The organism is Streptomyces montanus (assembly GCF_005786655.1).
Classification (GTDB): Bacteria; Actinomycetota; Actinomycetes; order Streptomycetales; family Streptomycetaceae; genus Streptomyces; species Streptomyces sporangiiformans.
Map to the genome: position 1 here is coordinate 104,311 of NZ_VBZC01000008.1, position 24,035 is coordinate 128,345.

The window sequence follows — 24,035 nt, forward strand, 5'->3', positions numbered from 1 at the left end:
TGGCCGTACCGGTCGGTCGCAAGCGCTCATGCCGGCGTCGCGGCCGCCGTGCGTTGACCTGCTGACTGTCGTTCGCACCACGGTCCGCCACGTGGCGCAGAGCACCCCATTCGTCCATGCGTCTGAGTGTTTGAGTGTTTGGGGATCTACGTATCGGGGCTTCTACGTGTTGCTGGTGCCCCAGTCGTCGTCGGCCACCACGCCGTTGGTGTTGCGCTCGCGCAGGGAGCGCACGCGCCCGGCCACCGATTCCGGGACGTGGTCACCGACCCGCTCGCTCACCACGTGATACGCCTTGCCGGCGAACTGGCGTCCCTGCTGGGCAGCCGACTCCGCGGTGTTGCGCACCGCGGGGTTCTGGGCTACCTGCCGGGCGGTCTTCTTCAACTGCTCGTAGCGCTCGCGCCCGGCTCGCGTGCCCAGCACGTAACCCAGGGCGAGTCCGACGACGAACGTGAGCCGGTAGCGCATGACGGCCACCCTTCCCTTGAGTCGGCATCGGTCGTAGGGGAACCGATTGGCGGAGCACCCCCCTGCTTGCGCTAATGTATGTGTCGCAGCGAGCGCGCGCCCTCTGGCGAATACCCAGGTAGGTACGTTCGATGCAACGAGGCAATCCTCCGTAGCTCAATTGGCAGAGCAGCCGGCTGTTAACCGGCAGGTTACTGGTTCGAGTCCAGTCGGGGGAGCTCGATCCTCCGTAGCTCAATTGGCAGAGCAGCCGGCTGTTAACCGGCAGGTTACTGGTTCGAGTCCAGTCGGGGGAGCAGCCGAAGAGGACCCTGCGGGGTCCTTTTTCATGCCCGGTGGAACCGCGCAGCCCGCGTCGCGGTCCTCATGGTCATGTGAAGCCGACCATCCGAAGCAGGAGATCGTATGAGCGGCTATGCTGCGGCAGACGGCGCGTACAAATGTGCGCGACGCGCCGTAGACGGGGCGGTAGCTCAGCCGGTTAGAGCAGCGGACTCATAATCCGTCGGCCGTGGGTTCGAGTCCCACCCGCCCCACCACGCGCTACACGTGGAGAATGGATCTGACCAGCAACTTTGCTGGAGGGTCGGGGGACTTGAGGGATCTTGGCGGCCCTGCTCGATCATGGTGTCATGACGTTGAGGCCGAAATTGAGGCCGCCCGCGTTGTCCGGGGGCGCAGGTTCTGTTCGACGGTCTTGTCGTTGCCGAACCGAGCAAGATCATGTTCGAGGAGTGGCCAGCCGGAGGCCGGTACGCGACGGTCGACTGTCGTGAGTGCCGGGCCGGAAACGGTCCGTACAGGGGACTGCCCAGGCCCTCGCCTCGCCACCTCCGGCGGGTGGTCGTGAGCGGTGGCCCGTTCTTCAATGTTGGCGACGTATCTTGGTGGCATACATCACGGATACTGGAGGCGCTCGATGTCTGTCACACAGATTGATCTCGATGACGAGGCGCTCGCCGAGGCCATGCGGCTGATGGGTGTCACGACGAAGAAGGAGACGGTCAACGCGGCCTTGCGGGACTACGTGGCCCGGATCAAGCGGCTCGAGGCTGCCGAGAAGCTGGCCGCGCGCGGTGCGCGTGGCGAGTTCGAGCAGGCCGCGGCGGCGCATGACGCGGGCAAGCGTGCCCGACACGAGGCCTTCGAGTGATCACATACCTGCTCGACACCTCCGCCCTGTGGCACCTGTTCCGCACTCCCGGAGCATTGCCGCCCTGGGAGGGGCACATCGCAGCCGGGGTGTTCCACCTCTGCGAGCCGACACGCGCCGAATTTCTCTACTCGGCAACCAGCCCGTCCCACCGGGACGAGCTCGCGGAGGAGTTGGACGCACTCTGCCTGCTCTCTCCCGTTCCGAAGAACGCCTGGCGTTGGGTCGACACCGCCCAGTACAAACTGACCCAGCAGGGCCGGCATCGCGCGGCAGGAGCGATCGACCTGTTGGTGTGTGCGACCGCGGTCCACCACGGGCACACCGTCCTCCACGTGAACAACGACTTCGCGACGGTGGCCGGAGTACTCAAGGAACTTCAGCAGCGAGACGTACGAGCCTGATCTCTGGGGCCGGTCCACGTTGTAGGCCTGTGAGCCTCTCGGTGATCGATACCGAAGTCATGGCCGTTCAGGACGCGCATCCACAGCGGGAGTGGTCAGGTCGTCAACTTTGAAGTCACTTTTGAAGTCACTTCGGGACCCTGCCGATGGTGCGGCCGTATCGGGCGTACCAGTTCAGCGTGTCCTCATGTGTGACAGCGCCGGCCGAGACCACCTGGGCTGGTGCTGTCCCCTGCAGGATGCGTTTGATCGGCACTTCCAGTTTCTTGCCGGTGAGGGTACGGGGGACGGCGGGCGCGGCGATGATGTCGTCGGGCACATGGCGGGGTGACAGTTCGGTGCGGATCGCGGTGACGATTCGGCCGCGCAGGGTGTCGTCCAGCTGGATGTGCTCGGCGAGGACGACGAACAAGGGCATCACATAGCCGCCGTCAGGGAGTTCGGCACCGATGACGAGGCTGTCGGTGATCTCGGGGAAGCGTTCCACCACGGCGTAGATGTCGGCGGAACCCATTCGTACGCCCATTCGGTTGAGGGTGGAGTCGGACCGACCGGCCACGACCATGCTGAGGTCGTCGTGCACGGTCACCCAGTCTCCATGCCGCCACACACCGGGGAAGATGTCGAAGTAACTGGCGCGATACCGTCGGCCGTCCGGGTCCGACACGAACCGCAGGGGCATCGAGGGCATGGGCTCGGTGACGACCAGTTCGCCTTGCTGCCCGGTGAGCGGATGCCCCTCCGGGTCCCAGGAAGCCAACGCGACACCAAGTGCCGGCGCGGAGATGCGTCCAGTGCGAACCGGCAGGTCTGCGGCCGCGCCGGCCAGGGCGGAGCAGATGTCGGTGCCGCCGCACACCGACTGCAGCCACACGTCCGGGGACACGTGCGAGTACACCCACCGCCACGCCGACGGCGCAAGGGTGGAGCCGGTCTGCAGGATCGAGCGCAGTCGGCTCAGCCCGACCGCGGCTCGGGGCTCCGCGTTTGCCTGCTCGCCCGCCATCAGATAGCCGGCGCCCACCCCGAACAAGGTCGCACCGGTGCGTTCGGCTATACGCCACCCACCGTTGACGTCCGGGAACGTGGGGCTGCCGTCATACAGCACGATGGTCGCGCCGTGCAGGAGACCGCCGATGAGGTAATTCCACACCATCCAGCTCGTCGAGGTGAGGAACAGGAACCGGTCGGACGCGCGCACGTCAGCACCGAGGCCGAGGGACTTCAACAGCTCCACGACGATGCCGCCGTGCCCGTGGACGATGCCCTTGGGCACCCCGGTCGTACCCGAGGACCACAGCACCCACAGCGGGTGGTCGAACGGGACGTCGGCGAACTCGATCTCCGCGTCGGCCGAGGGGTCCGGCCAGTCGTGCACGGTCACGCCGGCACGCGTCGGCCAGGAGCCGGTGGTCCGGCGCCGGACGGTGACCAGGTGCCGCACAGTGGGCAGCCCGTCCAACAGCTCGGCAGCCTCAGCACGGCGATCGAACGCCTTTCCGCCATAGATGTAGCCGTCTGCGGCGATCAGGACGACCGGGGCGACCTGGCGGAACCGGGCCAGCACACTCGGGATGCCGAAGTCCGGTGAGCATGCCGTCCATACCGCGCCGACTGCCGCGGTGGCCAGCAACGCGACCACTGCCTCCCGGATGTTGGGCAGGTAGGCCGCGACGTGATCGCCGGGCCCGACGTCCAGCTCGCGCAACCTGGTCGCGACGGCGGCGACCTCGTCCCGCAGCTCACGCCAGGAGGTCTCGACCGGCTCGCCGGTCTCGGTCACGCTCACCAGCGCCGCTCGGGTGTCGCTCGGCGCGGCCAGGCAGCGTTGCGCGAAGTTCAGCCGGGCACCGGGGAACCAGCGTGCGCCGGGCATGGTGCGCTCGGTCAGCACGGCGTCGTAGCCGCCGGCCTCATCCAGCCCGTAGTACTCCCAGACCGCTGCCCAGAACTCGGTCAGCTCGTCGGTGCTCCACCGCCACAGCTCGATGTAGTCGGCGAACGAGTGGCCCCGCGATGTCCGGAGCCATCGGAGGAAGTCGGCGAGGTTGGACTCTTCGACCTGGTGCGGGCTCGGCCGCCACAGGATGTCGGGTGAGCTCATGCTCATGGTCATTCCGGGTTCACACAGGGGAGGCGATGTCGTCCGGCTCGCCCGTTCCGCCCAGCGGGTGCGCCGCATCCAGCGCCGGCTTGGTCGCGAGTCATTCCGTTTGCTCCTTCAATGCCGACGGATCTGCGAGATTGTCGATGAATCTGCGAGCAGACGCCGGTCCCGGCGACGCCGGGACCGGCGGGTTTCAGAGGGTGACCGGCAGGTCGCGGCCGAGCCACTCGGTGTAGAACGTCGCCAGGTCGGGTGTGAAGTCGACCTCCACCGGAAAGGTCGGCGGGACGCAGTCGACGTCGAGGAGTGTGCCGCTGACCGGGCAGAGGAACTCGCGGATCTCGACGAGGTCGGGGTCGATGGTGAGGTGTTCCTCCGGGTAGATCCTGAGGAAGTCCTCGCGGGTGCGCCGGACGATCACCCGGCACTGCATCTTCCAGTTTCCGTTCCAGGGGCCGAGTTCGGCGCCTGCCTTCGTCTTGACGATGGCCTCGCCGCCCTTGGCGACGATGAACAGGTTCTCCCCGAGGGGGAGCAGGATCTGCTCGTCCCAGTCGACGAGTTGCTGCAGTGCGACAAGCGTTTCGGCGAAGCGGGACCCGTCCTTCGGGGCCCGCATGAGGCCGAGCAGTTCCTCCCAGGACAGCTTGCGCCGCACCAGGGCGGTCGTGGTCTCCTGGCTGGAGACCGGAGAGCGGTCGTCGTCGGTCATGGTGGTGTCCTCTTTCAGGGAGCCGCGTCCGGTCAGGAAGCCGTGTCCGGCCGCGGGCGGCTGGACGAGGTCGGGTGGTAGAAGCCGACGGGTGCGGGAGCGGAGAAGTTCGGCTCGCCGGTCTCGGTGTAGGGGAACTCGTCGAGCTGCCAGAACGCCTTGTACTGGGCGACGAGGACGTCGGACAGCTTGGCCGAGCGGGCGAAGGTGTGGTGCACCATGTCGGAGACCTCACCCGCGGTGGCGCGGACGCGTTCCGCCTCCCACCACTCGGTCGCGGGCACCGACTCGGCCAGCCGGGCCTGCCGCCGCCGGTCGCGTTCCGCGTCGGTGTCGGTGTCGGTGCCCGCGAAGGCATACGCGGTGCGGGCACCCTCAGTGGTCATGAGTCCGTTGGCGAGGTCCTTCTCGATGGCGGAGGTCTCGCGATCCAGCGGATCCCCGTATCCCGCGCCGCCGTAGTACAGCACGCCGAACAGGTCGCCTTCCCGCAGGTTCGGTGACCACTGGTTGTCCGGACCGCAGTACCAGTCGTCGGCGGTGATCGTGCCGTCCAGCAGCATGCGTTCGGCCTCCTCGAGGCTCGACGGCAGCTTCTCTCCCCGGGCGATGAGGTCGGCGATGTTGGTCCCGGTGGCCCACAGGCACTTCCACCCCGCCGGCGGGTAACCGCCGAACAGTCCCTTGTGGAACACGCCGCCGTTCATGCACCCGGATCCGGACAGGGTCACGTTGACCACGTCGGAGTTGCGGACCATCCACAGCGACTGCCAGCCGGACCCGCCGCGGAACCGGCCGTAGCCCTGGTGGTCGGGGACGAAGCTGCGGCCGAGGTAGACGTTGGGGCCGGTCAGCTCCCAGACCTCGGCGTCGCCCTGGATGCCTTCGGAGTTCCAGATCGGGCTGCCGCAGTCCATGCCGTCGGCGACACCGCGGGCGCCGAAACTCTCGCCGGCCATCTCGAAGTTGTTGTAGCCGGTCGGTCCGCCGAACTGGTCGAAACCGGTGACCCCCACCATGCAGGTCGGGGTCGACATCAGGATCTCCTCGGTGAATCCTCTGGCGTACCAGCTGATTCCCATCAGCCGCCAGACATTGGCGAAGATCGGGATGAGGGTCCACCAGGCCAATGAGGTCGCGACGCCCTGGTAGTTGGCGTTGACGATCGATCCCTCGGGCAGGTACTGCTTGACCGCCAGATAGGCGCCGTCGTTGACCCGGCCGTCGTAGTTGAGCAGTTGGGTCAGGGTGATCCAGAAGCCGCCGTTCATCGGCCCCGGGGCGCAGTTGAACGGGTGGAAGCTCCAGCCGGTCGAACCCTCGTAGTCGAGTTCTATGCGGCCTTCACCGGTGACCGTCATCTCCTGGCGCACCAGGTCGATGAAGTCGTTCTTGGCCAGCGGGTGCACGAACGGCACGTGGCTGCGCTTGTGCACCGGCATGGTCAGCCCGCGATAGGTGCCCGGCACCATGGTCGTACGGACCCGCTTGAGGAATTCCCGGCGGCCTTCCTCGATCAATTCCTTCGTGGACTGCTTGTAGTAGTCCAGGCCGAACTGTTCGACGATCTCGGTGAGCGCCTCGCGGACCATCAGACAGCCCGACAGCTTGGCCTTGTCGTCGAGGATCCACCAGTTGGCGTTCCTGAGGCCCATGCGCAGCCGCAGCATGTAATCGTGGCGGAAGTGGTCGTCCTCGCCGACCTTCTCCGCGCTGATGTGCAGTCCCTCGCCGTAGCGGTCCGGGGTGAGCACCGACATGCCCGGCCCCTCGTAGGTGCCCGCCTCCAACTCGTGGGCGACCGCGCCGACCCAGGCGATGAGCTCGTCGCCGTGGAAGACCGGGATGACCGTCATGACGTCCGGCGTGTGCACGCCGCCGGCCCACACCTCGTTGTTCTCGAAGATGTCCCCGGGCCGGATCTTCGGGTTGTCCTCGTACCCGTTCTTGATCATGAACTTGATGAACTCGGACAGGGTGTGGACGTGCACCATGATCCCGCTGGACAGGGCGATGGCGTCGCCTTCCGGGGTGTAGAGCCCGATCACGAACTCCTCGAAGTCCCGGACCGCGGGGGAGGAAGCGATGTACTTCATCGTCTCGCGCGTCGAGATGATGGTCGACAGCAGCCGGGAGTGGAACGACTCGAACTGCAGCGGGTCGGCTTCCAGGTTGGGCAGCTCGGTCAAGCCCTGGTAGTGACCGGTCTCTTCGAACAGCTCCTCGCAGCGGGTCAGTTGCTCGAGCAGCGTCGGCTTCTCGCTGGTCATGTGGGGTCCTGCCTTTCACGTCACCTTGGGACGAACGGGGTTCAGGCGAATCGGGGATCAGGCCTGACCGGCGCGGTAGTGAATGAGGCGGCGGCTGTCGAACTCGACGTGATGGGTGGGCGGGATGAGCAGTGTGGTCGCCGGGTGCTCGATCACCGCCGGGCCGCCCACGACGTTGCCGGCCTGCAGCTCGTCCATCTCGTAGATCCGGAAGGTGATGTCCTCGCCCTTCCAGTGCCCGGGCCGGGTTCCCTTGATCGCCGACGAGGGCGGGGTCCTGCCGTGCAGGTCCAGCACCGGGATGGCCGGCTTGGGGGTCTCCAGATCGGCGGAGAGCGCGAGCTCCAGGATCTGGTAACCGACTTCGGAGTAGAGGGCCTGCTTCGGATAGATGCTGGTGTAGACGCGTTCGTAGCCGCGCATCAGCTCGTGGAGGTCGTCGATCGACTTGAGCCGCTCACCGTCCCAGGGGACCTCGAAGTCCGAGAGCTGGTTGGTGAAGCGCACATACGCCGAGCGGTTCAGCCTGGCCGCGCCGAAATCCCAGCCGTGGATGGCGAAGTCCTGACGCGCGCGCTCCTCCAGCGATGCCCAGGCCGCGTTGATCGCCTCGATCGCCGCGCCCTTGACCGCGCGGGCCGGACCGTCGTCCCCGGCCGGACACGCCGCGATGGTCGCCTGGTGGTAGCGGTAGCGCCGCGGCGCGCAGAGCACACCGAATGCCGAGAAGACGGCGGCGAACGGGAAAGTGATGACCTCCTTGAAATCCAGCCCGTCGAGCACCCCGGACAGGCCGAGCGGCCCGCCACCGCCGTACATCAGCATCGAGTACTCCTCGGTGGTGTATCCACGGCCACGGAGCATGTTCGACAGGAACTCCCGCATCGACTCGGTGACCAGCTGATGTGCCCGCTCGCAGAACTCCATGACGCCGACCTTGAAATGCTTGGCCATCGGCTCCAGCGCCGCCTGCGCCGCGTCCTTGTCCAGCGGAACGTCACCGCCGAGGAAGTTGTTCGGATCCAGATAGCCCAGCAGTAGATGGCAGTCGGTGATCGTCGGGTTCGGCCAGTTCAGACAGACACCGACATCCGACCCCGCGCTCCGCGGCCCGATGGTGAGCTTCCCGGTCAGCGGGTGTATCCCCAGTTCCGACCCCATCCCGGCACCGATCGACTCGGTATGGATCATCGGGATGTTGGTGCGGAAGCTCAGCAGGGTGGGCTCCCGGGTGATCGGGATGGTGCCGTCGCGGACGATGCCGACATCGAAGCTGGTTCCCCCGATGTCGCAGCAGACCACATTGTCCGAACCGAGGATCTCCCCGACGAAGTGTCCGCCCAGCACCCCACCGACGGGACCGGACACATAGGACTCGTACAGCCGGGGGGTGTCCACCGGCACGGTGCCGCCGTGCGCCAGCAGCGTGGAGACCTCCCGCCGGAAACCGTCCGAACGCGCCTTCTGCTCCACGGCCTTGAAGTGCTTGCGGGCCCGTTCCCCCGCGTAGGACTGCGCGACGACACTGGCCAGCCGGGTGTACTCCTTGTGCGTCGGCGCGATCGCCGAGGACAGCACGACCGAGACGCCGGGTGCCTCCTCGGCGATGATCTCCGCCGCACGCTGCTCGTGTGCGGGGTTCATGTGCGAGAACAGGAACATCACACCGATCGACTCGACCCCGGCAGCCACCAACTCGCGCGCGGCGACCCGTACGTCCTCCTCCCGCAGTGGGACGGTGACCTGACCGAACAGATCGATGCGTTCCTGGGCACCATGCACCCGGTCCCGCGGGATCACCGGATCGTCGTGGTGATGGGTCACGGTGTGCAGCCGGTCGGCATAGGGATAGCCCAGCCAGCCGCCCTCGGCCTTCTCCATCAGCAGGTAGTCCTCGAAGCCCTGGGTCAGCAGCAGCCCCACCGTCGAACCGGTCTTGCTGAGCAGCGTGTTCAGCATGATCGTGCCGGCGTAGACGATGACCTCGCTGTGCGGCATCACCTCGGACAACTGCTTGCCGTCGGTCTTCGCGGCATCGGCGATCGACCCGATGAAGCTGACCGATTCGTCCTGCTTGTTCGTCAGATACTTGCCGACAAGGAACCGGCCGTCATCGCTGACGATGACCGCGTCGGTCATCGTGCCGCCCGCGTCCAGGGCGACCCAGTTGCTCTCGCCCGCGCCGAGTGATTGATCTTGAGCCGTCACGGTGCATCTCCGATCACACGGAAGCCGCGGCGCCGTAACGAGCTACGGGCGCCCACCTGATGGCCCAGGACCTTGCACCGAAACGCACCGAGAAGGCTTGAACGGATACGCCGAGCCGTTGAACGGTCTCGCGCGCTTCGCCAAGACGCAGGCAACGGCGCAGGTCACTGCGTTTTGGGGATGTCGAATGCGTTGAACAATCCGCTGTGCGGCTTGAAAATACGGGCGCGACGATCGCCGTGACCTGTCGCATACCGCCCGCAGGCGTTAGCGTCGAAACGCAGCAGGCGGCCGCGCACTCGCCGAACAGCCCGTTGCCGAGCGTCAATGTCGACGTGGAGGACAGGCCGATGGCGCAACACTTGATCGGGCCGGACGAGCTTCCGGTCTGGGTGCCCGGACGTCTCACGGTGCACAGTCCCGAGCAGGGCTGGGACGGCATGTCGGTACGCGGATACCGCTACAGCGGCTCCGATGTCGGAGTCCCGCCCATGCGGGATTACATGATCGTCGCCTACCGTCGCGGAACCACGGCCATGCGACGACGCTTCGACGGTCACTGGTCGACCGAACACCTCGGCCCCGGCGACGTCTCACTGCTCACCCGCGCCGCCGAATCCCACTGGGTCTGGCCCGAGGGGATCGAGGTCGTGCACGTCTACCTCACCCAGGACGAACTCGCCGCGACCTGCCGCCAGATGTACGAACGCGACATCGCCGACATCGAACTCAACGACGTCCTCAAAGCCAACGACCCGGCGATCCACCGCACCGCCATGCACATCGCGGCCGAAGCCGCACACAGCGATGTGGGCAGTCCACTGCTGATCGAGTCACTGTCCTGTCAGCTGTCCGTGCACATCCTGCGACGTCACGCCCAGGTGCAGTTCCGGGAGCACACCCCCAGCGACACGCTCACCACGCGGCAGATCGGCACCATCCAGGAATTCATCCGCTCACACATGCGCGAGAACATCTCCCTCGACGACCTCGCCGACTGTGTCGGCCTGAGCCGCTACCACTTCGCCAGGCGATTCCGGCAGACCATGGGGACCACGCCACACGAATTCGTCACCAAGCAGCGTGTCTCCCGGGCCCAACTCATGCTCCAGCGGACAAGCAACCCGCTGCGGGAAATCGCCGCGCTGTGTGGGTTCTCCGACCAGAGCCACATGACACGCGTCTTCCAGCAAAGACTGGGGACGACACCGGGCAAGTTCAGGTCCGAAAGCTGATCGCCCCGGATCCGGCGTACTGCCCGTCTGTAGCGCGAACGTACCCAAATGCGGCCGTGTGGCCAGCTCCTGGCCTGCGACGACGGCGGCGGAGGCGCTGCGCTCGCCGTGGTCTCGCGGACCGGGTGGGCCTGGACCATGCCACCGGTGAGCCCGGCGGCGGCGAGGGTGTCGGCGTCGGGGGCCATGGTGGTGGTGGCAACCCTCCCGCCCTTGCGAGGCGACGGAGCCGACGCCGAGGCCGGTGGTGACGCCCGCGCGGCGTAGCCGGCCCGCCACGGGCGAGTTGTTGCCCAGCATCGCCTCCGCGCCGGGCGCGGCCGAGGCGGCGGCGCCCGAGTCGGCGATCAGCTTCAGCTCGTCGTCGCCGAGCGTGTTGCCGTGGACGTAGAGGATCTTCTCGCGCAGCAGTCCGGCATCGCGCAGGGCGGAGATCGGCTGGGAGGTGAGGGGGGTGACGGAGACGTGGAACGTGACACGCAGGTCCAGTTCGTCCGCCACGCGCCATTCCTCGGACACCACCTCGACGGGCGTGAAGGACGGGCCGAGCGGCGCGTACGCCATGGTGACGAGCGCGTTGTCGTCGGCCAGGCGCTCGGTGCGGATGCGGCGGACGTCGTCGAGGCTGCGTCCGCCGGTGACCGGGGTGCCGCCTCCTCCCGCCGCGGGCCCCGCATGGTGAAGCAACCCGTGTGGGGCCCCTCCGGATGCATGAGCCCCGGACGAGCCCCGCCGCAGAGCCTTCGGGGGTGGAGCCTTTACGCGTTGGAAGGGAAATCCGCCGCGCGAGGGTTCCAGCCTCTGCAGCGGTAGGCGACCTCACGGCATGCCAAGTGGAACCCGCTGTGGGGGATCACCGCGTGCACGGGGCGGACCTGCGGCAGCACCTCGGGCTCATCGAACGCTGCCGAGCTGTCCCCGCGTACGTGGCCCCCATCCGGACCTGGCTGGAGCGTGGCGTGCAGCCGGACCCGCGCGGACGAGGCAGGTGCCATGACCTCGGGCAGGACGCGGGAGTGTCCGGTCGCACACGGCCGGCCCATCGGTGCCGCGCCGGCCGATCACCCACCGGGCCGGTCTCGGAAATGCTCAGGTCGTTGCGGCGGCCTTTTCGGCGCGGGACAGGGCGACGTCGAGGACGACCAGGAGTGCGTCCCTGACCGAGCCCGTCTCCCGCGCGTCGAACACGATCAGCGGTACCTGCTCGGTCAGGTCCAGCGCCCACCGCACCTCGTCCAGGTCATGCTCGATCTTCCCGTCGAACGCGTTGATGGCGACCGCAAACGGGATGTCCTTGTGCTCGAAGTAGTCCACGGCCGCATAGCAGTCGTCCAGGCGGCGGGTGTCCACGATCACCAGACCGCCGAGTGCTCCCTCGACCAGGTCGTCCCACATGAAGCCGAACCGGTCCTGGCCCGGTGTGCCGAACAGGTACAGCTTCAGCGTCGGGTCGATGGTGATGCAGCCGAAGTCCATGGCGACGGTGGTCGTGGTCTTGCCCGGGGTGTGACTGAGGTCGTCCACGCCCGCCGCGACCTCGGTGATCGCGGCCTCGGTGGTGAGCGGCCGGATCTCGGAGATCGCGCCCACGGCGGTGGTCTTGCCCACCCCGAAGCCACCGGCGATGACCAGCTTGACCGGCAGTGGCGGCTGTTCAACCGCTGTTGCGGAGTGTGCCCCGTGAGTCGGGGACGGCACGAAGACCATCGATGACCCTTCGCAGTACGGAGATGTCCTGGGCTGTTCTGGCGCTGGGCACGTAGACCGCCAGGTGATCGGCGGCGCACAGGTCCTCGGCCAGCACCCGCACGACGTTGAGGTGCAGTCCCAGTCGGGCGGCAAGTTCCGCCACCGACTGCGGCCGTCGGCAGGAAGCCACAATGTCGCGGTGTTCGAACGTAAGTGAGCGAAGGACGGCGAGCCCGTCCGATGTGGCCACGACCTGGGTCTCGAGCGGGAGCGCGGACCCGGTACCGCCGCCCGACACCCGGCCGGCGGTCAACAGGAACGGCCGGATCGCGGGGGCGCGGCCGACGGGCTCCGGCGAGCCGTCGCCGTCCCCTTCTGTCTCGCGTGGTCCTGGTCCACGGACGGCCATCACGATCCCTCCTCAGGGTCAGCCGGCCGACGTGGCGCCGACGTTGTTCTTCAGTTCGAGCACCAGTTGGGGAGTGAGCGCATCCCCGGCCCGGTTGGCGAAGAGAGCCATCTCGTAGGCGATGTTGCCGAGCTTCGCCTCCTTGGACGTGACAACTCCGAGGACGGCGCCGCTGCCTATGGCCGACACGAGCACATGGCCGCCCTCCAGGTCGATGATGACCTTGTTGAGGCCGCCCAGGCCGTAGTTGCCGGAGGCGCCCGCGGCGAGGCTCGTGAGGCCGGAGACGATCGCCGCGAGCCGCTCGGAGTCTGCCTGGTCGCGCAGCTGGGAGACCGCGATCAGCAGCCCGTCGGATGACACCGCGATGGCGTCGACGACCCCGGCCGTCTCCGTGGCGAACCGGTCGAGCAGCCAGGTGAAGTCGTCCGCGGCGGCTCGCAGGTCGGTTGGTTCCGTCCGCTCAGAACGGCTGTCACCTGTCGACGTGGTCACTGGCCCGACTCCTTCTGGGGTTGCTGTTCTGGCGATGGTGATCGGTCCTCCGGGGGACGAGGCCGGGGAATGCCGCTGTCCCGCTCCGCCCTGCGTACGGCGTCCTCGAACTCGTCGAGCTCCGAACGGACCGCCTCGGCGTCGACGGGCCGCAGCACCGTCGGGATCGCCCGATCGGCGGGCGGCGTGGTCATGGCGAGCGTGGCGCCCCGGACCCGCCGCCGCAACGGAGTGCTGGACTCCTTCGTGGGCTCGTCGGATCCGGCGCCGCACCCCGTTCTGGTGCGGCGGGGCAGGCGGCCCTCCGGTGACAGGAACACCGGCCGGCGTTGCGGCACGGGGGCGGGGGTGGCGGGCACCGGCAGCGGAGTGCCGGGTTCCTGCTCGGACACGGCCGGGACAGTCGCCGGTGCGTCGGCCGGGTCCAGCCCGGAGGACGACTCGGAGGAGGGCGTCGAGGACACGAGACTCATCGTCAGCAGGAGCGGGGAGGGAATCCAGACCGTACCGGTGACCCCGCCACCCGGTGTGCGGCTCAGGGCCACCCGTACGCCCCAGCGCCGGGCGAGGGCGCCAACGACGAAGAGGCCGAGCACCTTCGTCGGCACCAGGTCAAGGCGTTCCCGGCGGACCAGCCGGGCGTTCTCCTCGGCGAGGTGTTCCGCGCTCATGCCCAGTCCGTGGTCGATGACCTCGACCAGGGCCCCGCCGTCCGCTGTGACGTCGGTGCCGGGCCGGACGGTTACCTCCACCGACGTTTCGGACGGGGAGAACGCGACCGCGTTCTCGAGCAGTTCGGCGAGCATCAACATGAGGTCGCCTTGGATGTCGGGCGCGATGGTGACCTCCGTCTCCGACCGCAGGGACACCCGTTGGTACCCCTCGATCTGGCCGAGCGCGGCCCGGATGACGTTGGCGAGGGTGGTCGGACGGGCCTCGAGGGTGGTCTCCCGGATACCGGCCAGCAGCATCAGGCTCTCGGCGTTGCGCTGCAGGCGTACGGCGATGTGGTCGATGCGGTAGAGCTGCTCCAGGAGGTCCGGATCGGTCTCCTCGCGTTCGACGGCATCGATCAGGAGGAGCTGACGCGAGGTCAGGTTGCTGACCCGGCGCCCGACGTTGCCGAACATCTCGGCGACGTTGCGGCGGCTTTGCACCTGTCGCTCCAGCAGTTGGACGGCTGCGACCTGCACCTGATTGAACGCCTCGGCCAGCTCGCCGATCTCGTCGCGGACCGGCACCGGGATGGGCCGTGTCCGCAGCGGAGTGCCGTCGGTGGCATCGTCGTCCGCGACCCGTGCGAGTTCCTCGCCCGCGACGTCGACGACCTGCTGGGCGGCATCGGTCAGGGCCGTCACCGGGCGCAGGACCGAGCGCCGGACCAGGACGGAGAAGGTCAGCCAGATGGCGAAGCTCAGCACGGCCAGACCGACCATGAGCAGCGCCTTGTGCAGGGCGCTCGCGGAGGCGGCATCGGCACGGGCGGCGATCTGCTCGATCAACGACCCGGTGATCTGCAGGCGGGTCTCGTCCTGCTTGGTCCCGGTGGTGATCCCCTTGCGCAACTGCGCCGGAGTCTGGCCCTGCAGCGACGCCGGATCGATCTGGAGCTGCGCGAACTGCGACTCGATGCCGTTCTGCTCGGCAGCGCGTTCGATGCCGCCGAGGAGCATGACCTGTTTCGGCGTGGCGATCCGCTGGAAACGGGCCGCCTGGTGCTCGTAGAGCTCGTGGGCACCGACCGCGCGGGTGTACTCGGTGAGCGCGTTGGCATCACGGGTCTGCGCGGAGAAGACGGCACTTTCGAATGCTGCGTGCGCGGCGTCGGCGCGCACGACCGTGTCGAGCAGGGTGACGGCCGAGGATGACGAGCCGCCGGAGAGGCTGTCGAGCCTGATGCCGTCGATCAGGTAGTCGACCGCTGCGGCGTAGGCGGGGTCGATGTCGGCTGCAGGAACGTATCCCCGTTTCAGCTTGTCGCGCAGGATGGCCAGATCCCGGAGGTAATCCAGGGCCTGAGCCTCCTCCTTCGGCAGGCTCGATCCGAATGCCGAGCGCACGTCGGCGATTTGTGTGTCGGTGTTCCGCTGTGCCTTGCGGTACTCGGCGGTCGATGGCAGGTCGGCTCCCGGGCGGGCCGAGTCGTACCGCACGGACAGCACGAGCGCCAGCCGGTGTTCGGCCTGCACATCGTTGATCAGCCGCGTGACCTGCTTGCTGTCGCGCACCAGCGCCGCGATCCGGTCAGCCTCCCGGGCCTGCTCCACCTGGCCGCTGACGCCGACGCCGAGCAGCGCGCCGACGACCAGGACCGGCGCGATCACCAGGATGTTGAGCTTGCGCCGGAACGGCCATCGGTCGAGGAGAGTTGCGGCCTGCCGCCGCAACCGCGGCGAGGTGCGCGCAGGTTCCGCCGGGGCGAGTGCGAGCGATGGGTCCACGGTGTTCGCGGGCACCCGGGCCTCCTTCGATGGCTCCTGAGCGGTGACCGGGTGCTGTCACTTCCGGACCGCACCAACACCGGAGAGCGGACGTGGCACCGGCGAGGTGCACCCCGGGAGGGCAGTTACTTTCGGCCACTTGTCCGGAACTGGCCGTGTGAGACTACCGTCTGCGCGAGCGTTGACAAGGGGCATTCCTGCAACAGTTGATTACACATTCCGTTTTTCGTCCCTCGCCGCGCGTAGATACCTCATCCACCGTCAGTTGCCGACAGCCTCTCCCGGCGCCCTGCTACATTCCCACCCCAGCACGCCTGGGTGCCGGGCCTCGTTCGCCCTGACGTCAGGCCGTGCCCCGGGGCCGTCGCCGTCCGAGACCCGCCCCTCTCCTCCCTCCCCCCATGCAAGCCCCCGTACCTCTCGCGCCCTGTGAGGAGACCCCGTGCACCACACCCGCAAGGCGGCCGTTACGGCCGCTGCGCTCCTGGCCGTGGCCGCCACCGCGATGGCCGGCTGCGAGCGCGGTTCGAGCAGCACCGCATCCAGCGCCGGTTCCCCCGAGTCCGCGGAGCCCGGCTGCCCCACCGTCCTCGCCCGCGCCAAGCGGGTCGTCAAGAAGGCCGAAGACGTGAACGCCCCCTGGAATGGCCCCACCACCGGCCCCACGGCCGTCCCCGACAAGACCATCGTCTACATCGCCCAGACCCTGACCAACCCCGGTGTCGCCGGCGTCGCCCAGGGTGTCCAGGAAGCAGCCAAAGTCATGGGCTGGGACGTCCGTACCATCAACGGACAGGGCACGCCCGCCGGCATCCGGGACGCCTTCGACGAGGCGCTCGCGCTCAGACCCTCCGGCATCGTCATCGGCGGTTTCGACCCGAAGCCCACCGCCCGCCAGGTCGAGCAGGCCAAGGCAGCCGACATCCCGCTGATCGGCTGGCACGCCGTCGCCGCTCCGGGCCCCAGCGCGGACCCCGAGCTCTTCAGCAACATCACCACCAGGGTCGAGGACGTCGCGAAGATCAGCGCCGACTGGATCATCGCCCGGTCGGACGGTCGCGCGGGCGTCGTCCTGTTCACCGACGCGTCCATACCCTTCGCCAAGCGCAAGTCCGACCTGATCAAGAAGGAACTCGCCACCTGCTCCGACATCAGTCTGCTGAGCTACGAGGACATCCCCATTCCCCAGGCCAACAGCCGCACCATCAAGGTGGTCTCCTCCCTTCTGTCCCGCTTCGGCAGCAAGTGGACCTACTCCGCCGCCATCAACGACCTGTACTTCGACCACGCCACCGCAGCCTTGCGCGCCGATGGCAAGGGCGGAGCCGGCGCTCCCTACAACATCGGTGCCGGCGACGGCGACCCATCGGCCTTCGAACGCATCAACGGCAGACAGTTCCAGGCGGCCACCGTGCCCGAGCCCCTGTCCGAGCAGGGATGGCAGATCATCGACGAGTTCAACCGGGCCTTCGCCGGCAAGCCGGCCAGCGGATACGTCGCACCCGTCCACATCAGCACCGCCGCCAACAGCGGCGGCGCACTGTCCTGGGACGCCGAGGGCTACCGCGAGGCCTACCGCAGGATCTGGAGCGAGTAGCCGTACGCACTGCGGAACCGGCCGCGGGAAGCCGAAACCCTCGAGCACCTCGCGATCACCCGGGAGCCCGTCACCAACCGCCCTCGACGACCGGCTCCCGGCCGTCCCACCGGACCTGTCCAAGCGCCGGGACCACTCTGCGTCCTCACCGTCTTTGACGATGCGACCGGGCCGTTGCGTGCTTCCGCGTGCGGGAATGGCAAGCCGCTGTGGGTGATTTTGAGGGGCTTTCCCAAGCCGGCGGGAGTGGTGGGCCCAGCCGACTGAATCCGCTGCTCGCGAGGACGGGGGCCGGGGCGGAATCTGGTGTCGTGGGTGATGACGTAGATGGCGGTGCGGGAGTCCTTCTCGGTGGCGGCCAGGTAGCGGTGGGGCCAGTCGACGAGGACTTCGTCGGCGTGCGGGAAGCGGGCGGGGGTGGCGAAGACGGGGCGGGCGTCGCAGACGGTTACCCGGTAGCCGAGGAAGCGTCCGGCCTGGCTGGATGATCGCCACTGCCGCAGGCGATGAACGCGTCATCGCACACCCGGCGGAGCACGCCGCTGCTGGTCGCGGTCCCGTTCGCCGCCGAGTCGCTGGCCCTCGGCGAACGCCTGGACATGGCCACCGTCGAACTCCTGAACCGGGCACAGCACGAGGGACTGCTCGCGAAGACGTGGCGCTGCTTGGCGTAGACGTCCAGGGGCCGGTCTGGCCGCACGCTGGCCGCGTCGAACGCAGTGTTGGTCCAGGCCGGTTCGACGAGGCGTATGTGTCAGCCTGTCTGGGCTCCGGCGTACAGGGCGGTGGTCTCCTGGGCCCTGTGGACCAGGGCATCACGGAGTTCGGTCGGTTCCACCACTTCGACGGCCGGGCCGAAGACGAGCAATTGCTCGGCCGAACCCACGGATCGGAACCGCAACTCCAGTTGCACGGGCCGGGGGCTCTCGGAGGCGGACGCCTCCTCGGCCGGCGGTCCGGGGCTGACGAGTCCGCTTTCGTAGGCGATGGTGACCAGGTGGGCGCGGGAGGAAGCGCCGAGCTTTCCCAGGATCCGGTTCACGTGGGACTTGACCGTGAGCGGGCTGATGCCGAGGAGCTGTGCCACCGTCTTGTTGTCCGGTTGGGTGGCAATCAGGGCGAGGATCTGGCGCTCCCTCGTGGAGAGTTGGTCCAGCACGGGACTCGCCGGGGAGGCGAAGATCCTCGTGGTGGTGGACGGCGAGGAGACGACCGTTCCGCCCTGGCTGATCAGGGCGAGTGCCGCCACGAAAGGGCCGGCCTCGATGCGTGGGTTGAGGATGCCGGTGACTCCGGCACGCAGGAGTGAACTGATCTCCTCGGCGGGTGTGTCGCCGATGACGGCGAGCCGGCTGTGGGCGGCGGCGCGGCGCAGGGACAGCAGTGTCGTGGTCCGTGGGGAGGGGGCCAGGGCCACGGCGTCGATGAGGAGGATGTCGGGTCTCAGGGAAGGGAGTTGGGCCAGAGCGTGGGTGAGGTCGGGGATCTGGGCCTGGACGGTCAGGAGGGCGGAGTCCTCGATGATGCGTGCGTAGGCGTCGCGTGTGAGAGCGGGGCCGGCCGTCAGGAGTACCCGGTGCATCGTTCGTCCCTTGGGTCGCCTTGAGGGGGTGGGGGTTCGGGCGGCTGCGGCGCCGCTCGGGTGGGTGGCCTCGCGACGCGGTCGTCGCCGCGAGGCCACCCGACGGACTACGGACTCAGGAGACGTGCTGGGGTTCCTTCTGGTCTGCCGCCGGAGCCTTCTGGAGGCTGGTCCCTTCGACGTCGAGGTCGGGCAGGATCCTGTCCAGCCAAGCAGGCAGCCACCAGGCGCCCCGCCCGGCGAGGGCGAGCACCGCGGGTACGAGCGTCATACGTACGGCGAAGGCGTCGATGGCCACGCCGACGGCCAGGGCGAACGCGATGGGTTTGATCAGGGAGTCGTCCAGGGGGAAGAACCCGGCGAAGACGGTGAACATGATCAGTGCGGCCGCGGTGACGACCCGTACGCTGTGGCGTGCGCCGTCGACGACCGACTGGCGGGCACGGCCGGTGTGGGCCCATTCCTCGCGCATCCCGGACACGAGGAACACCTCGTAGTCCATGGCCAGTCCGAACAGCACGCCGATCAGGATGATCGGCAGGAAGCTGACGACGGGGCCGCTGTGCGGCACATCGAGGACGTCGGCCAGCCAGCCCCACTGGAAGACGGCGACGACCAGGCCGAGCGAGGCGCCCACCGACAGCAGGAAGCCGACGGCGGCCTTGGCGGGGATCACGAGCGATCGGAAGACGATCATCAGCAGGAGCAGGCTGAGGCCGACGACGATGGCGACGAAGGGCAGCAGCGAGTCGCTGAGCCGGTTGGAGACGTCGATGTTGACGGCGGTGGTGCCGGTGACCGCGACGGAGGCGCCGGTGGTCTCACGGATGTCGGGCGCCGCCTCGCGGATGTCGCGGACGAGTTGGCCGGTGCGGACGCTGTCCGGGCCGGAGGCGGGCAGGACGGTGATGACGCTCTGTGCCGAGTCGCTGGTGGGCTGGGGCGGCAGGACGGCCTTGACGTTGTTGAGGGTCCGCAGCTTCTGGGCCACCTGGGCGTCGGCCTGTGCACTCGCGGTAGCCGTGCCGTTCTTGGTCTCGGCCAGTACGAGGAGCGGGCCGTTGAAGCCGGGACCGAACTTGTCGCTGATCGTGTCGTAGGCCTTGCGCTCGGCGGAGGCGTGCGGGGCGGAGCCGTTGTCGGGAAGGGCCAGGCGCATGTCCGTGGCGGGCAGGGTGAGGGTCACGAGGATGCCCGCCACGGCGAGCACCGTCAGCAGCGGCTTGGCGATGACCCACTTGGTCCATCGGGTGCCCATGGTGGTGTGGCCGGTGGAGCCCTCGGTGTCAGCTGCCCGTCGGGCGGCGCGGCTGCCGGGCTTGGGGGTGAGCCGTGCGCCGGCGAATCCCGCGACGGCGGGGACGAGGGTGATCGCGGCCAGCACGGCGATGAGTACGGCTCCGGCGGCCCCGAGACCCATCGTGGTCAGGAACGGGATGCCGATGACGCTCAGCGCGGCGAGCGCGATGATCACGGTGGTGCCGGCGAAGACCACGGCGCTTCCGGCCGTGCCGGTGGCCAGCGCTATGGATTCCTTCGGGTCGGTTCCGCGGGCCAGCTGCTGTCGGTGGCGCGAGAGGATGAACAGGACGTAGTCGATGCCGACGGCCAGGCCCAGCATGAGGGCGAGCGTGACCGCCGTGGAGGAGATGCTGACCGCGGGCGCGAGAGCGAGCAGCCCGGCCAGACCGACCGCCACACCGATCAGCGCGGGCAGCAGCGCCATGCCGGCGGCCAGCAGCGAACCGAACGTGACGACGAGTACGAGCAGGGCCACGGCCACGCCGATGATCTCGGACGGGCCGACGTGGACGCCTTTGCTGCTGTAGACGGACCCGCCCACCGACGTCTTGAGGCCGCCCTTCTCCGCCGCCGTGGCTGCGTCCTCGATCGCGTCCACCGATGAGGCACGGACCTGCGCGTGCGGCACGGGGTACTGGACCTGGACGATCGCCGTGGTCCGGTCGGCCGAGACGGCGCCGGAGGCGCGGGGGTCGACGACCTCGCTGACCTGAGGAGCCTTCTTGGCTTCCGCCACGGTCCGGGCGATGGTCGCGGCGTAGGGGGCTTCGGTGACCTGGTGGCCCTTGGGGGCGGTGAAGACGATCTGGGCGCCCGCGCCCGATGCTTCCGGAAGGATCTTGCTCAGACTGTCCACCGCACGCTGCGACTCGGTGCCGGGCACTGCGAAGCGATCGTCGAGCTTGCCGCTGAAGACGCTGACGCACGTGATGAGCGCGGCCAGGACAAAGAGCCATATGCCCAGGACGAGCTTTCGGTGCCGGTAGGCGCTGTGGCCCAGCCGGTGGAGCAGGACGGCCATGACGAACTCCCTAGGACGGTGGGCATCCCGCCCGCCCGAGCGCAGACATGGGCGGGGGAAGCAGAGGGGCCTCCGGTCGGACTCCGGCCACGGGACGGGCCGATGCCGACGGCGCCTCAATCGGTAGGCCGACTTTATCACTTGCTCAAGTCGTACGACCGAGTCGTCCGACTGTTGCGTGCGCCACTCTCGTCAAAAACCCAGGTCACGCGTGTTTTCAGATGACGAAATCGAATGACCTTGTCGACTGACAATGTCGCCTGTATGTTGTTCGCCGACTGCTTCACCGCTGTGAGCCAAGGAGTGACCATGACCAGTACGCACGGCACGCAAGCCGCCAACGGGCGCTGGAGCCGAGAGGCAGACGTCGTCGTGATCGGCGCGGGACTGGCGGGGCTGACCGCGGCGCGGGAGCTCGTCGCGGCGGGCAAGTCCGTGGCCGTTCTGGAGGCCCGCGACCGGGTCGGCGGGCGGCTGCTCAACCACGATCTCGGCGAGGGCCGAGTGACCGAGATCGGCGGGCAGTTCGTCGGCCCCACCCAGGACCACATCCTGGCGCTGGCCAAGGAAGTCGGCGTGGCCACGTATCAGGCCGCCGTGCCCGGCGAGCGGGTCTACGTGCACGACGGCAAGGCCAGGCGGTTCTCCGGGCACACACCCCCGGACCTGCTCGCGCTGCCGGACATGGGCATCGCCCTGGCCCGCATCGGACAGGCGGCGGGCAAGGTGCCCCCGGCGGCGCCGTGGCGGGCCCCGAACGCCCGCGACCTGGACGGCATGACCTACGAGACCTGGCTGCGCAAGGCCGAGATCACCGGCGACGCCGTCGACCTGATCAACATCTTCCTGAACTCCGCGTACGGCGGTGAGGCGCGCGACGCGTCGGCGCTGTTCAGCCTCTGGTACGTCTCGACGTTCGGTGACGAGGCCCATCCGGGCACCATGGACCGCGGCACCGGTACCTCCGGCGGTGCCCAGGACAGCCGGTTCGTCGGCGGCTCACAGCTGGTGGCGATCCGGATGGCCGAGGAACTCGACGGACGTGTCCACCTGTCGGCCCCGGTGCGCCGGATCAGCCAGGACGCCGACGGAGTCACCGTGATCTCCGACGCCGGCGACTGGCGGGCCGACCGGGTCATCGTCGCCATCCCGCCCCTCCTGGCCTCCCGGATCGTCTGGGACCCACTGCTGCCGCCGCAGCAGGACCAGCTCTTCCAGCGGCTGCCCTTCGGCACCCTCATGAAGTGCGTGGCCGTCTACGACACACCGTTCTGGCGGGCGGAGGGCCTGTCCGGCATGGGCCTGCTGCGGGGAGGTTCGCCCATCCGCGAGATGTTCGACAACAGCCCGCCCGACGGTGGACCGGGCGTGCTCATGGGATTCCTCGGCGGCAAGGAATGGCGCAAGTGGGCGCACCGCCCGGCATGCGAGCGGCGCGGCGCGGTGCTGCGCTCCTTCGCCCAGGTCGTCCGGGAGCGGGCCTTCGACACCGTCGACTACGTCGAGCAGGACTGGACCGCCGAGCAATGGACCCAGGGCGGCCCCACGTCCGTCGCCGCACCCGGAGTGCTGACCGAGTACGGGGAGTGGCTGGGTCGCGAGTTCGGGCGCGTGCACTGGGCGGGGTCCGAGTTCTCCCCCTACTGGAACGGCTTCATGGACGGCGCGGTCCGCTCCGGCCGGCACGCCGCCACCGAACTCCTGCACCAGAGCTGAACGAAAGAGAAAGGCACCACCCCATGACCAAGTTCCACGTCACCGAACGCGCCGTCATCGACGCTCCCGTCGAGCGGGTCTGGGAGGTCGTCTCCCGCACCGACCGATACGCCGAATGGGTCGCCGGCGCCATCGAGGTCACCGACCACCACGGCATCGCCACCGTGGGCAAGACCTATGCCGAACGCAACCGCACCCTCGGCCCGCTGCGCACCGACTCGGTGTGGACCGTGGTGGAGATCGACCCCCTCAGGCGCCGCGTCGACACCGGGGTCGGGTTCGCTCCGCTGAAGGACGTGACCAGCGTCTTCGAGTTCCAGCCGGTCCAGAGCGCGGACGGCAGGGAGGCCACGCAGATGACCTACAAGGTGGAATACGTCATCGACCTCGGCCCCCTCGGGCTCGCGCTCGACTGGATTCAGCAGCCGGGTATGCGTGCGGACATGCGCACCTCGATGGCCAACCTGAGCACCTTGATCCGCTCCGAGACCATCAACGCGCGCGACTGACGACCGGACCCGGGCGCACTCGTACCTGTACGAGTGCGCCCGACCGCTGTCAGCTCGCCGGTACGGACACCCGCTCCAGCCGACCGCCGGCCATGGCCACCACAGCGGACACGAAGGCCTGGAGGCAGGTGTGCTCGGCCTCCTCGTCGGGGAGCGAGAGATGTTGCATCGTGAGCCCGTCGAAGCCGGCGAGGAAGAAACGCGCAATCGTTTCCGCGGGCTGGGCGAGAGGCTGCCCGGTGCGCGCGGCTGCCTCGGTCACCAGTCGCGCCGTCACCTCGGTCACCCTTCGGTAGTGGCTCTCGAGGGCCTCGTTCAGGGCGGGGGTCCGGAGCGCGAAGTGGGTCAGTTCCGCGAGGAGTTGATGGCTGGCGGGCTGTTCACGCACCGTTCGCCACAGGGCGGCGGCCAGCGTGCCGGCCGTCTCCTCGAATCCGGCGTCGGCCGGCGCGGCCTGCTCGACCTGGGTGATCAGATCCTGGGTGAGCTGCTCCATGACGGCGCGGTACAGCCCTTCCTTCGTGCCGAAGGTGTAGTGCACCGTGGCCTGGGCCACCCCCAGCTCGGCGGCGATGGCACGGGTACTCCCGGCCGCGACTCCCTCCCTCGTCATGAAGTCGATGGCCGCTTTGATCAGCTGAGGGCGGCGCTCGGCCGCGGGAACGTGAGCCATGACTGCATCATACCGACTGAGTCCCATGAACAAGTCGTCCG

At 68.4% G+C, this 24,035-nt stretch carries 21 protein-coding genes, 3 tRNA genes and 1 pseudogene; 12 read left to right on the forward strand and 13 right to left on the reverse strand.

Annotated features, from left to right (window positions below; genetic code table 11):
* Positions 1-162: 162 nt before the first annotated feature.
* Positions 163-471, reverse strand: a complete 309-nt coding sequence (locus tag FE633_RS09045; protein WP_138044585.1) for a YtxH domain-containing protein — start codon at positions 469-471, stop codon at positions 163-165.
* A 145-nt stretch (positions 472-616) separates the two neighbouring features.
* On the opposite strand from FE633_RS09045, the gene FE633_RS09050 reads away from it, so the two are divergent.
* From FE633_RS09050 to FE633_RS09070, 5 genes are all read left to right on the forward strand, one after another.
* Positions 617-689: transfer RNA gene (locus tag FE633_RS09050), tRNA-Asn, on the forward strand.
* 5 nt (positions 690-694) lie between these two features.
* Positions 695-767, forward strand: a tRNA-Asn gene (locus FE633_RS09055).
* 166 nt (positions 768-933) lie between these two features.
* A tRNA-Ile gene (locus tag FE633_RS09060) sits at positions 934-1,010 on the forward strand.
* Positions 1,011-1,390: 380 nt separating this feature from the next.
* Positions 1,391-1,624: a type II toxin-antitoxin system VapB family antitoxin gene (locus FE633_RS09065; RefSeq protein WP_138044586.1), complete on the forward strand. Its 234-nt coding sequence runs from the start codon at positions 1,391-1,393 to the stop codon at positions 1,622-1,624.
* Positions 1,621-2,028 carry a PIN domain nuclease gene (locus tag FE633_RS09070; RefSeq protein ID WP_138044587.1) on the forward strand — a complete coding sequence of 136 codons (408 nt, stop codon included), beginning with the start codon at positions 1,621-1,623 and terminating at the stop codon, positions 2,026-2,028. The genes FE633_RS09065 and FE633_RS09070 overlap by 4 nt, the downstream gene beginning before the upstream one ends.
* 127 nt (positions 2,029-2,155) lie before the next feature.
* On the opposite strand, the gene FE633_RS09075 is transcribed toward FE633_RS09070, so the two are convergent.
* The 4 genes from FE633_RS09075 to FE633_RS09090 all read right to left on the reverse strand — a co-directional run bounded on the left by FE633_RS09075 (position 2,156) and on the right by FE633_RS09090 (position 9,325).
* Positions 2,156-4,138: an acetoacetate--CoA ligase gene (locus FE633_RS09075; RefSeq protein ID WP_138044588.1), complete on the reverse strand. Its 1,983-nt coding sequence runs from the start codon at positions 4,136-4,138 to the stop codon at positions 2,156-2,158.
* A 190-nt stretch (positions 4,139-4,328) separates the two neighbouring features.
* Positions 4,329-4,847: an acetone carboxylase subunit gamma gene (locus tag FE633_RS09080; RefSeq protein WP_138044589.1), complete on the reverse strand. Its 519-nt coding sequence runs from the start codon at positions 4,845-4,847 to the stop codon at positions 4,329-4,331.
* Between the two features lie 32 nt (positions 4,848-4,879).
* Entirely contained in the window at positions 4,880-7,117 is a 2,238-nt protein-coding gene (locus FE633_RS09085) for a hydantoinase B/oxoprolinase family protein (protein WP_138044590.1), read from the reverse strand.
* A gap of 57 nt (positions 7,118-7,174) precedes the next feature.
* Entirely contained in the window at positions 7,175-9,325 is a 2,151-nt protein-coding gene (locus tag FE633_RS09090; RefSeq protein WP_138044591.1) for a hydantoinase/oxoprolinase family protein, read from the reverse strand.
* A gap of 350 nt (positions 9,326-9,675) precedes the next feature.
* On the opposite strand from FE633_RS09090, the gene FE633_RS09095 reads away from it, so the two are divergent.
* The 3 genes from FE633_RS09095 (at position 9,676) to FE633_RS47070 (ending at position 11,242) form a co-directional block, all read left to right on the forward strand.
* A complete protein-coding gene (locus FE633_RS09095) occupies positions 9,676-10,560 on the forward strand; it encodes an AraC family transcriptional regulator (protein ID WP_138044592.1) in 885 nt (294 codons plus the stop codon).
* Positions 10,561-10,608: 48 nt separating this feature from the next.
* Positions 10,609-10,827: a hypothetical protein gene (locus FE633_RS47065; protein ID WP_171059868.1), complete on the forward strand. Its 219-nt coding sequence runs from the start codon at positions 10,609-10,611 to the stop codon at positions 10,825-10,827.
* A gap of 205 nt (positions 10,828-11,032) precedes the next feature.
* Positions 11,033-11,242: a hypothetical protein gene (locus FE633_RS47070; protein WP_212747189.1), complete on the forward strand. Its 210-nt coding sequence runs from the start codon at positions 11,033-11,035 to the stop codon at positions 11,240-11,242.
* 407 nt (positions 11,243-11,649) lie between these two features.
* Here FE633_RS47070 and FE633_RS09105 read toward each other — a convergent pair whose 3' ends face one another.
* From FE633_RS09105 to FE633_RS09120, 4 genes are read right to left on the reverse strand one after another with little or no spacing between them, the layout of a single operon-like run.
* Positions 11,650-12,267 (reverse strand): GTP-binding protein, encoded by a 618-nt coding sequence (locus tag FE633_RS09105; protein WP_138044593.1) that lies wholly within the window; start codon positions 12,265-12,267, stop codon positions 11,650-11,652.
* Complete coding sequence (locus FE633_RS09110; protein WP_138044594.1) at positions 12,215-12,658, reverse strand: DUF742 domain-containing protein; 444 nt, start codon at positions 12,656-12,658, stop codon at positions 12,215-12,217. The genes FE633_RS09105 and FE633_RS09110 overlap by 53 nt, the downstream gene beginning before the upstream one ends.
* An 18-nt stretch (positions 12,659-12,676) precedes the next feature.
* Positions 12,677-13,153 carry a roadblock/LC7 domain-containing protein gene (locus tag FE633_RS09115; RefSeq protein ID WP_138044595.1) on the reverse strand — a complete coding sequence of 159 codons (477 nt, stop codon included), beginning with the start codon at positions 13,151-13,153 and terminating at the stop codon, positions 12,677-12,679.
* Positions 13,150-15,609, reverse strand: a complete 2,460-nt coding sequence (locus FE633_RS09120; protein WP_246113517.1) for an ATP-binding protein — start codon at positions 15,607-15,609, stop codon at positions 13,150-13,152. Before FE633_RS09120 ends, FE633_RS09115 begins: the two co-directional genes overlap by 4 nt.
* Before the next feature lie 427 nt (positions 15,610-16,036).
* Here FE633_RS09120 and FE633_RS09125 point away from each other — a divergent pair, with 427 nt between their 5' ends.
* Complete coding sequence (locus FE633_RS09125; protein ID WP_138044596.1) at positions 16,037-17,191, forward strand: substrate-binding domain-containing protein; 1,155 nt, start codon at positions 16,037-16,039, stop codon at positions 17,189-17,191.
* Positions 17,192-17,490: 299 nt separating this feature from the next.
* Here the strand turns inward: FE633_RS09125 and FE633_RS48180 are convergent.
* A pseudogene (locus FE633_RS48180) lies at positions 17,491-17,673 on the reverse strand (XdhC family protein); the annotation flags it as partial.
* A gap of 24 nt (positions 17,674-17,697) precedes the next feature.
* On the opposite strand from FE633_RS48180, the gene FE633_RS47075 reads away from it, so the two are divergent.
* A complete protein-coding gene (locus FE633_RS47075; RefSeq protein WP_171059870.1) occupies positions 17,698-17,865 on the forward strand; it encodes a hypothetical protein in 168 nt (55 codons plus the stop codon).
* An 80-nt stretch (positions 17,866-17,945) separates the two neighbouring features.
* On the opposite strand, the gene FE633_RS09140 is transcribed toward FE633_RS47075, so the two are convergent.
* Together FE633_RS09140 and FE633_RS09145 are read right to left on the reverse strand one after the other, a co-directional pair.
* Complete coding sequence (locus tag FE633_RS09140) at positions 17,946-18,773, reverse strand: response regulator transcription factor (protein WP_138044597.1); 828 nt, start codon at positions 18,771-18,773, stop codon at positions 17,946-17,948.
* A gap of 115 nt (positions 18,774-18,888) precedes the next feature.
* The gene (locus FE633_RS09145; RefSeq protein WP_138044598.1) at positions 18,889-21,096 is read right to left on the reverse strand and encodes an MMPL family transporter; all 2,208 of its coding nucleotides are present in this window, start codon (positions 21,094-21,096) and stop codon (positions 18,889-18,891) included.
* Positions 21,097-21,405: 309 nt separating this feature from the next.
* Here FE633_RS09145 and FE633_RS09150 point away from each other — a divergent pair, with 309 nt between their 5' ends.
* Together FE633_RS09150 and FE633_RS09155 are read left to right on the forward strand one after the other, a co-directional pair.
* On the forward strand, positions 21,406-22,812 hold the full coding sequence (locus FE633_RS09150) for a flavin monoamine oxidase family protein (RefSeq protein ID WP_138044599.1): 1,407 nt from the start codon (positions 21,406-21,408) through the stop codon (positions 22,810-22,812).
* A 23-nt stretch (positions 22,813-22,835) separates the two neighbouring features.
* A complete protein-coding gene (locus tag FE633_RS09155) occupies positions 22,836-23,321 on the forward strand; it encodes an SRPBCC family protein (RefSeq protein WP_138044600.1) in 486 nt (161 codons plus the stop codon).
* A 49-nt stretch (positions 23,322-23,370) separates the two neighbouring features.
* On the opposite strand, the gene FE633_RS09160 is transcribed toward FE633_RS09155, so the two are convergent.
* A complete protein-coding gene (locus FE633_RS09160; protein ID WP_138044601.1) occupies positions 23,371-23,994 on the reverse strand; it encodes a TetR/AcrR family transcriptional regulator in 624 nt (207 codons plus the stop codon).
* Positions 23,995-24,035 lie beyond the last annotated feature (41 nt).